This is a genomic window from Microcoleus sp. BM001215392 (assembly GCF_036700185.1).
Classification (GTDB): Bacteria; Cyanobacteriota; Cyanobacteriia; order Cyanobacteriales; family Microcoleaceae; genus Microcoleus.
Genome location: NZ_JAUBOJ010000353.1, coordinates 1 through 8,249, shown reverse-complemented (window position 1 = coordinate 8,249; position 8,249 = coordinate 1). Strand labels below are relative to the sequence as shown.

10 protein-coding genes and 1 pseudogene are annotated in these 8,249 nt (G+C 44.7%); 9 read left to right on the top strand and 2 right to left on the bottom strand.

All coding sequences use genetic code 11. The features are described from left to right. Positions 1 to 131: 131 nt before the first annotated feature. The 3 genes and pseudogenes from QT974_RS27415 to QT974_RS27405 all read left to right on the top strand — a co-directional run. Positions 132 to 1,136 carry a hypothetical protein gene (locus tag QT974_RS27415; protein ID WP_333471565.1) on the top strand — a complete coding sequence of 335 codons (1,005 nt, stop codon included), beginning with the start codon at positions 132 to 134 and terminating at the stop codon, positions 1,134 to 1,136. A 63-nt stretch (positions 1,137 to 1,199) separates the two neighbouring features. Next, positions 1,200 to 1,436, top strand: coding sequence for a type II toxin-antitoxin system Phd/YefM family antitoxin (locus tag QT974_RS27410; RefSeq protein WP_333471564.1), 237 nt, complete (start codon positions 1,200 to 1,202; stop codon positions 1,434 to 1,436). A gap of 53 nt (positions 1,437 to 1,489) precedes the next feature. Continuing rightward, positions 1,490 to 1,870 (top strand): annotated as a pseudogene (locus QT974_RS27405) (type II toxin-antitoxin system VapC family toxin); the annotation flags it as partial. A gap of 28 nt (positions 1,871 to 1,898) precedes the next feature. On the opposite strand, the gene QT974_RS27400 reads toward QT974_RS27405, so the two are convergent. Further along, positions 1,899 to 2,066 carry a hypothetical protein gene (locus QT974_RS27400; RefSeq protein WP_333471563.1) on the bottom strand — a complete coding sequence of 56 codons (168 nt, stop codon included), beginning with the start codon at positions 2,064 to 2,066 and terminating at the stop codon, positions 1,899 to 1,901. A 62-nt stretch (positions 2,067 to 2,128) separates the two neighbouring features. Here QT974_RS27400 and hemC point away from each other — a divergent pair, with 62 nt between their 5' ends. From hemC to glgA, 4 genes are all read left to right on the top strand, one after another. Further along, complete coding sequence (gene hemC / locus QT974_RS27395) at positions 2,129 to 3,100, top strand: hydroxymethylbilane synthase (protein WP_333471562.1); 972 nt, start codon at positions 2,129 to 2,131, stop codon at positions 3,098 to 3,100. Between the two features lie 351 nt (positions 3,101 to 3,451). Continuing rightward, positions 3,452 to 4,279 carry a S1C family serine protease gene (locus tag QT974_RS27390; RefSeq protein WP_333471561.1) on the top strand — a complete coding sequence of 276 codons (828 nt, stop codon included), beginning with the start codon at positions 3,452 to 3,454 and terminating at the stop codon, positions 4,277 to 4,279. Positions 4,280 to 4,689: 410 nt separating this feature from the next. Further along, positions 4,690 to 4,875, top strand: a complete 186-nt coding sequence (locus QT974_RS27385) for a hypothetical protein (RefSeq protein WP_333471560.1) — start codon at positions 4,690 to 4,692, stop codon at positions 4,873 to 4,875. A gap of 41 nt (positions 4,876 to 4,916) precedes the next feature. Next, positions 4,917 to 6,350, top strand: a complete 1,434-nt coding sequence (gene glgA / locus QT974_RS27380) for a glycogen synthase GlgA (protein ID WP_333471559.1) — start codon at positions 4,917 to 4,919, stop codon at positions 6,348 to 6,350. Positions 6,351 to 6,486: 136 nt separating this feature from the next. On the opposite strand, the gene QT974_RS27375 is transcribed toward glgA, so the two are convergent. Then, positions 6,487 to 6,915 carry a DUF1824 family protein gene (locus QT974_RS27375; protein WP_333471558.1) on the bottom strand — a complete coding sequence of 143 codons (429 nt, stop codon included), beginning with the start codon at positions 6,913 to 6,915 and terminating at the stop codon, positions 6,487 to 6,489. An 8-nt stretch (positions 6,916 to 6,923) separates the two neighbouring features. On the opposite strand from QT974_RS27375, the gene QT974_RS27370 reads away from it, so the two are divergent. After that, positions 6,924 to 7,148: a hypothetical protein gene (locus tag QT974_RS27370; RefSeq protein WP_333471557.1), complete on the top strand. Its 225-nt coding sequence runs from the start codon at positions 6,924 to 6,926 to the stop codon at positions 7,146 to 7,148. A gap of 22 nt (positions 7,149 to 7,170) precedes the next feature. Beyond that, positions 7,171 to 8,106 (top strand): polysaccharide deacetylase family protein, encoded by a 936-nt coding sequence (locus tag QT974_RS27365; RefSeq protein ID WP_333471556.1) that lies wholly within the window; start codon positions 7,171 to 7,173, stop codon positions 8,104 to 8,106. Positions 8,107 to 8,249: the final 143 nt, after the last annotated feature.

Genomic DNA, 8,249 nt, shown 5'->3' with positions numbered 1-8,249 from the left:
CTGACATCTGCGGTTTCTGTATCGATCGAAGACTTATGCAATTCAAGTCTATTATATATTTTGGGAGCCTTGAAACCAGTTAAGCTGGGGAAGCAAGAGAGAATGGTTGTGATGTCTACAGGGAAATCAGGATGAGGGGAAAAGGACTATTTTGGGCGATTTTTGCTGGTGTGGTTACTGCTTTTACGATCGCACTTTTGACACCCAACTGGGCCCTAGCACGTCCACAAGTGTCTGTGACAGAAATTGGCTGGCTTAATTATACCTCCAAAGATGGCTGGCAATCCATCCAATTTATTGTGCCCGATCGCAATACCGCACAATCTACCAGCAGCCGCAAGCTGCGCCTCTACGACGTTCATCTTGCCAAGATGTTTGAAATTTCGCGTTTTTTGTGCGATCGCGATCGGACTTCTGAAGGTTATAATTGGTCTTACCAAGCCGAAAATGGCAACATTGACATGGTTCGCTTCAAAATTAGTTGCGAAAAAGCCCGCTCCACAGCCGCAACTTACGGATTAGGAAAACCGGAAAATACAGTCATTCGTCGCAACTTCGATCTGAAAGACGGCCGCCCTTCTCTGGCTGTCGAAAAATATGCAATTCCCACTCTCAACGTTGCTAAAAATAGAGTTTTACAGTGGAGAGATTTTGTGCAAAAGTTTACCCCAATCCCCAACAAGTCAGGTGCAAATCAAGCTAAAACTCGTTTTCCTGTAAGTAACATCTTTGGGCAAATCAAAGGCAAAACCCGAGTACCAGTTTTTCTACCGAATATACTGCCTTTATCGGATACTCAGCAACTTGATTTTGATATTAAAGCAGGCTCCCACGGCTACATTGTTGAAATGTATTACGGCAAAGGATGTCGCGGGGGAGCCTGTACTTTCGGCACAATTGAAGCGAAAAGAGATGAACCGTTTTCGCCTCCTTCCCAATTGCCGAGGGATACTTACAGAAGTATTGAATTAGCAGGCGGAATCAAGGGAACTTATTTCAATAGTTGCGGTAATTACTGCACTGCTTCTGTGGAGTGGCAAAGGCTGGGGGTGTTGTACCGAGTAAGTCTCAAAAACGGACGGCAGTCAGATGTTGTTGCGATCGCAAATTCTGCACTTCAAGCAGGACAACGCTAATACTATTTTCGATTTTCGATTCCATTTGATGTACAATTAAATTGTACCTAAAAAACTAATAAGATGCCTGCGATTAGCGTTGAAGAAGCCAAGCAGAATCTGCAAGCTATCTTGGAAAAGGTGGCAAAAGGAGAAGAAGTGACAATCGTACAGGATGGCAAAGTAGTAGCTCGCGTAATCGGGCCGCTATCCAAGGAACAGCGGTTAGCTGAACTCAAAACACTCCGAGACTCTATCCAAGTAAAGGGTGAACCGCTGAGTGCAACAGTCATTAGGCTGCGGCAGGAGGAACGCTATTGATTTACTTGGATACTAGCGTTATTGCTCCCAATTACTGACCAGAACGTCTTAGCGAAGCATCTCAGCAGTTACTGAGGACAGAAACTGAACGAGGATTGAGTCAGCTAGTTGAAGTGGAAATTTTTTCCGCACTGTCTCGAAGAGTGCGCATGACAGAAATTTCTCAGTCGGATGCAAGACAAATAGCAATAGAGTTTCAGGCAGACTTGGACAGGGGTTTTTATATTCGCATCCCCTTAGAGCCAATTCATTATAACTTAGCTCGCGATTGGATTAGTCGCTTTGAATTACCGTTGCGTACTTTAGATGCACTACATTTAGCAGTAGCAAGTTCTAATCAGTTGCTTTTGGTTGCTGGCGATGAGGCTCTTGCTCGCAGTGCTCAGACTTTAGGAATTGAAGTTCAGTTATTGATTGCTGTAACTGAGAGCTAAAAGTTCGCTCGCCCTTTTCCCCTCTTTCCTAAATTTCTCTCCCCAAATGCTGCAACCAAAGAGCAAACTCTTCAGTCAAATTAGCTGGCTCCAGATTCCCCAGCACATCATACACCGTCGGCTGTCTTTCCGTCGGAATGCCGATCGCCCCAGTTTTATCGCCCGAATTGTCCCAACCAGCAATTAAAGTCCCCACCTGCGGTACGCTAGATCAGGTGAATATACTGGCTGATTTCAAGCTATCCTCCGATCGATCCTATGTCCCCAACCACATCCGCCCCCTCCCGAACCGTCCGCATCGGTTCTCGCAAAAGCCAACTCGCCCTCGTACAAACCTACTGGGTGCAAGCAGAGCTACAAAAACAATTCCCGGAACACACTTTTGAAGTCCACACCATGTCCACCCAAGGGGACATAATTCTTGATGTCGCCCTTGCTAAAATTGGCGACAAAGGACTTTTCACCAAAGAATTAGAAACGGGAATGCTTAACAATGAAACGGACTTTGCCGTTCATTCCCTCAAAGATTTGCCTACCAATTTGCCCGAAGGTTTAATTTTAGGATGCGTCACCGAACGGGAAAATCCCGCTGACGCCCTCGTGGTTCACTCCAAGCACAAAGACAAGCAACTCGACACCCTCCCCGAAGGTTCCGTAATCGGCACTTCTTCCCTGCGCAGGCTGGCTCAACTGCGGCACCATTTCCCTTATTTTGAATTCAAAGATATTCGCGGCAATCTCAATACTCGACTCGCTAAATTAGATGATGGCGGTTACGACGCGATTATTCTAGCAGTCGCCGGACTCGAAAGATTGGGAATGGGCGATCGCATCCACCAAATTATCCCTCCTGAAATCTCCCTGCACGCCGTCGGTCAAGGTGCTTTGGGCATCGAATGCCGCGCCGGAGACACAGAAATCATGGAAGTGATCAAAGCTCTCGAACACTCGGAAACAGCCCAAAGATGCCATGCTGAACGCGCATTTTTGCGGGAATTAGAAGGCGGCTGTCAAGTACCCATCGGCGTCAATACTAAAATAGAAAACGGTCAATTAACATTAACCGGTATGGTATCGAGTCTCGACGGTCAGCGCTTCGTCAAAGATACTGTTTCCGGTACAGCAGATACTGCTGAAAAGCTCGGTATTGACCTGGCTCACCGCCTGCGCGAACAGGGAGCCAGCGAAATTTTGGAGGAGATTTTTGTCGAAGTTAAACGCGGTTCCTAAACCAGCCCGGCATCTATATTGTGAATCATTGTAGATGCGAAACATCGCCTTTTATAAAATAAAAATAACAGGCGGTTAGCTAGTGCTTTCACAGGTATAGTAGCAGTATGTTTGTAGATTTTTTATGGAATTTTAGATAAAATTGCCGATTGTTTCAAAAAAATCTGACTAATTTAGGACGGCTGTTGAGAAACCCGGTTTATGGATGGATGCTAGGGTGTAAAGCCCAGGATTGTTCGGAAAAACCGGGTTTATTTAATCTTAGTCTAAATAGCCGTCAACATACCGCTCCACAATCTACAATCCAAGATCGAAAATAAATCAGCAAACTATTTCAGGGAAAGGCAAAATATGAGCGCTAGAGAAACTCAATTAAAGCTTGAATTGAAAAAAGTTCAGGAACTTTATCGCAAAATGCAGGCCGACAAAAAAGCTTTACAGCAGCAATTAAAAGAGTTTAAAACTCAGAGCGGCACTGCTTCGGATGTCGTAGATAAAATCTTGGAATCGGTAGTTTCAATTTACGTGATGGATTGGGATACAGGAGAAGAGATTTCTTCGGGAAGCGGCTTTTTTGTGTCGCCGGATATCATGGTCACTAACTATCACGTTGTCGAAGATATTGCCGATGAAGATTACTTCTACGAGGAAGATGAAGTCGAACAGGTTTTAGTGGAAACTTATGACGGAAAATTGAGATTGGCAGAGGTGGTATTTACTGGTAATGGGGAAGAAGATTTAGCATTGCTGTTAATTAGCGATTTTACCTTCGACCCGGAAACAGGAGAACAAGTGCAATCTCCCCAAGAATATGCTCCCCTAGAGCTATCTTTTGATGTGAAAGTGGGTGATAAAGTTATTGCTGTCGGCAATCCTTTAGGACAATTTGCTGTAACAGTAACTCAAGGTATCATTAGTGAAATTCGCGAACCGGAAGAGTATGAGGTAGGCGAGGAAGATGAAGATGAAGTTGCTGAGGTGAAGGTGTTGCAAACTGATGCGGCGATCAATCCCGGCAATTCGGGCGGGCCGTTGATTAATATGGCAGGCCAAGTGGTTGGTGTGAATACGTGGGGATTGGAAGATGCTGATAGTATTAATTTGGCGATCGCCTCGGAAGCTTTGGATGACTTCTTAGCTGGATTTGAGGAGACTTTTCAAGATGATTCACAGAATTAGTTGCTAGTTGTCGGTAATCTGTGGATTGGCGCGTTGGCGAAGCTTGCAGCTATTGGATCGCACTTTTTCTGAGAACAGGTCAAAAGGGCGATCGCTCACTTCAACATATTTGATATTTCGCTTGTTGGTAAAGTTAAGCCATTATTTTTTACCGCAAATTAACGCGGATCGATCGAAAGGGCGATCGATCTGACATCTATTATTTGACAATTCATGTAGGGGCGGTTTCGCCCAAATCAGAGAGAGCGATCGAGCAATGACAAAAAACACCCCTCACCCCAGCCCAAAATTAAGAATCAATTCAATTTAACGGTGCGGGAGATAGTGGTTCCGGGTTATTGGTTGGGTGAGGGCTGATTGAGAAAGATTATGGGTGGCAAAATTTATCTGCGAACCAGCCCCTACAGATTTTGTACAATATTTATCATAAAATCGGCAAAGCGATCGCCATCAAAGTTTACGGCTGCGCAACTCCGATCCGCAGGGATGGAAAAATGCCGGTCGCACTTTTGAGTAAAATGCGATCGCCACCCGTGCAACTGAGATTTATACTTGTTTTTGCACACCGCGTTAATATTGTGCCACTCGCCATTTAAACTTAATCTAGATTCACTATCCCAAGGAACACAAAAAAATAATGCGCATTTTATTTGTATCCGCCGAAGCAGCACCCCTTGCCAAAGTAGGCGGTATGGGCGATGTCGTCGGCGCTTTGCCTAAATTTCTGCGCCGCATGGGTCACGATGTCCGCATCTTCATGCCCTACTACGGCTTCATCCCCGACAAAATGGACGTTCCCAAAAAACCCGTTTGGAATGGGGAAGCCATGTTCCAAAGCTTCTCCGTCTTTGAAACTCTTTTGCCGGGAACCGATGTACCTTTATACTTAATGCAACATCCATCTTTCTTACCCCGCCGCGTTTACGGCGGCGTGGATGAAGATTGGAGGTTCACTTTCTTTGCTAATACTGCTGCTGAATTTGCCTGGAATCACTGGAAGCCGCAAATTATGCACTGTCACGATTGGCATACGGGGATGATACCTGTTTGGATGAAGCAAGACCCGGATATCAGCACGGTTTTTACTATTCACAATTTAGCTTATCAAGGCCCCTGGCGCTGGCGTTTGGAACAAATGACTTGGTGTCCTTGGTATATGCAAGGTCACAATACAATGGCTGCGGCAGTACAGTTTGCCGATCGCGTAAATACAGTTTCGCCCACCTACGCCGAGCAAATCAAAACCGCAGCCTACGGAGAAACATTGGAAGGTTTGCTGTCTTACGTCGGCGGCAAAATGTCGGGGATTTTGAACGGAATAGATACAGAATCTTACAATCCAGAAACTGACAAATACCTCCATCAACAATTTAGTGTTGATACTATTGAAAAGCGCCCAGTTAACAAAATTGCGCTGCAAGAAGAAGTCGGTTTGGAAGTGAATAAAAATGCCTTGTTAATCGGCATGGTGACACGGCTGGTAGAACAGAAGGGATTGGATTTGATCATTCAAATGCTCGATCGCTTCATGGCCTATACCGACGCTCAGTTTATTGTACTCGGAACGGGCGATCGCTACTACGAAACCCAACTCTGGCAAATGACCGCCCGCTATCCCGGCCGGATGTCCACCCAATTACTCTACAACGACGCCCTCTCCCGTCGCATTTACGCAGGCTGCGACACCTTCCTAATGCCCAGCCGTTTCGAGCCCTGCGGCATCAGCCAAATGCTCGCCCTCCGCTACGGCTGCGTCCCCATGGTGCGCCGCACCGGCGGTTTAGTCGATACCGTTTCCCACAACGACCCGATTAATGATACCGGCACAGGTTACTGTTTCGATCGCTACGAACCCCTCGACTTGTTCACCTGCATGATCCGAACCTGGGAAGGTTTCCGCTACAAAGATAAGTGGAAAGAACTGCAAAAGCGCGGCATGAAAGAAGATTTTGGCTGGGATATTTCTGCCAGAAAATATATCAATTTGTACAGCGAAATTCTCGGCATCTCACCAGACGAAATAGCACCGGAACCGGAACCTGAACCAGAATTGATCGTGGGTAAAGGTTAATTGACAGTTGACAGTTGACAGTTGACAGTTGACAGTTGACTGTTAACTGTTAACTGTTGTTAGTTTTTGGTTCCAATGCCCCATTCCCTGTTTGCCCAATGCCCCATTCCCTGTTTGGCCCATTCCCAATTCCAAATCAATCAACAAACAAATCCAAAGGTAAATGACCGTAAGTCCCGCTAACTCCATCTTCCGAGGAAAACTGGCACGATACTAACACGCCCCGATAAGTTCCCGGATATCCATCAACATAATACGAACCCTTCAAAGTATTAAACTTAATATAAACAGAACCCGCAAATGCAGCCAAAGCATTTGGATCTAAAACAGCATCATATCCCAAAGCTTGCAAATAAGTTGCTAAAGCTGCAAAACCCTCATCCGTCGAAGCAGCGCAAACTCCCAGCATTTGGTAATCCGACAAACTTGCTACCAGCAAAATCGCTTCACGCAGCGCCTGTTTTTCCAGCGGCGATGCTACAGATTGCATATCCAGACAAGTAAAATCTTTGAGGATTTGCTGTGCTGCTTCTACAGTTAGGGTAGTCTGGTTTTGAGTAGGCATGAATTGATTTGATAATTCCCAAAAGTACGATCGACCTTCCGGTACTCGCCGTCGATATTGCGATCGCCACACCGACAGCGGTAACACTCGGGGCAGCCCCGATTATAGCGTATTGTGGGATGTGGGAATCATTTTGGGCGATCGCATCTCAAACTCTAGCTAAATTCCCCAAAAATCGCCAAAAACTTGTCAACCTTGCTGAATTTGGCTCTATTAATGGTAGACATGATTAGCACAAAAACTAATAAGGAAAGTATGACAATCCAACAATTGTTAAAAAATGCAAAAATCCTGCCAGATTTTATATCTCGGCTGCTACACAAAGCCAAACCGATCTACTTATTTCTGATTTTAGCCATCAGCATAGGCATTTCAGGCTGGACAGTAGAATCTAATTTCGTCAGAATTCCTATAATCGGCTTTCACGACATTGTAGACACTCGCAATTGGGCCGAATTACCCCCGAAGCGGCTCGCTTTTCCCACTGACTACACCAAACAAGATTTGTCAGTTTTTTTAGAATATCTAATTAAAGAAAACTATTGGTTCTTATCATCTCAAGACTTGTACGTATATTTTATCGAAAAATCGCAGCCTATACCAACTCAAAATTTAGGTCAAAAACCGATTATGATCGCTTTTGACGACGGCTACAAAGGCGTTCATGAAAATGCACTTCCGCTTTTAGAAAAACTTTCAGTTATTTACAAAGACAAGGGCAAGTTTGTCTTATTTGTCAATCCTCACTTTTTAGGCGTTTATATGGGTAAAGATTTTTTAGCCCACACAACTTGCAACGATTTAAGAGATGGATATCAAAAAGGTTTTTATGACGTTCAGTCTCACGGGTTTACTCACAAAAATCTCACTAAAATCAGCGGTAAAGAATTAGAGTTTGAAATTGCAAAATCAAAGTTAGAATTGAGAAAATGTATGGGAGATTTAGACAAAAATAAAGTAATCGGCGCTCACATCGCCTATCCCTACGGCGCCTCAGACTCGGAAGTAGAACAGATTTTGCCTAAATATCATTTAACAGGCTTTTTGTACAATGACCGTTTATTCAGAGTAAACAGACTAGAAAATAATTATCGTATCTCTCGCATTACTGTCGATAAAAATACGTCGCCTAGAGATTTAATTAAGGTAGCCCAAAGAGCTTCAACCCTGAAAAAGAAAGGGTGGTTTTAAGCAACAAATAAAACTTGCTTACTAACACAAATTGAGCAGGGTTCGTAGTACGGACTTCAGTCCGCAGAATAAAAGCAGGGTTCGTAGTACGGGTGCATCTCAATGCAAGCGAATATATCCGTAGGGGCGAAGCATGACCTCCG

Coding starts and splice junctions, on each gene's coding strand:
- glgA (WP_333471559.1), top strand. CDS start 4,917: ATGCGCATTTTATTTGTATCCGCCGAAGCAGCACCCCTTGCCAAAGTA.
- QT974_RS27390 (WP_333471561.1), top strand. CDS start 3,452: ATGAGCGCTAGAGAAACTCAATTAAAGCTTGAATTGAAAAAAGTTCAG.
- QT974_RS27415 (WP_333471565.1), top strand. CDS start 132: ATGAGGGGAAAAGGACTATTTTGGGCGATTTTTGCTGGTGTGGTTACT.
- hemC (WP_333471562.1), top strand. CDS start 2,129: ATGTCCCCAACCACATCCGCCCCCTCCCGAACCGTCCGCATCGGTTCT.
- QT974_RS27410 (WP_333471564.1), top strand. CDS start 1,200: ATGCCTGCGATTAGCGTTGAAGAAGCCAAGCAGAATCTGCAAGCTATC.
- QT974_RS27365 (WP_333471556.1), top strand. CDS start 7,171: ATGACAATCCAACAATTGTTAAAAAATGCAAAAATCCTGCCAGATTTT.
- QT974_RS27375 (WP_333471558.1), bottom strand. CDS start 6,915: ATGCCTACTCAAAACCAGACTACCCTAACTGTAGAAGCAGCACAGCAA.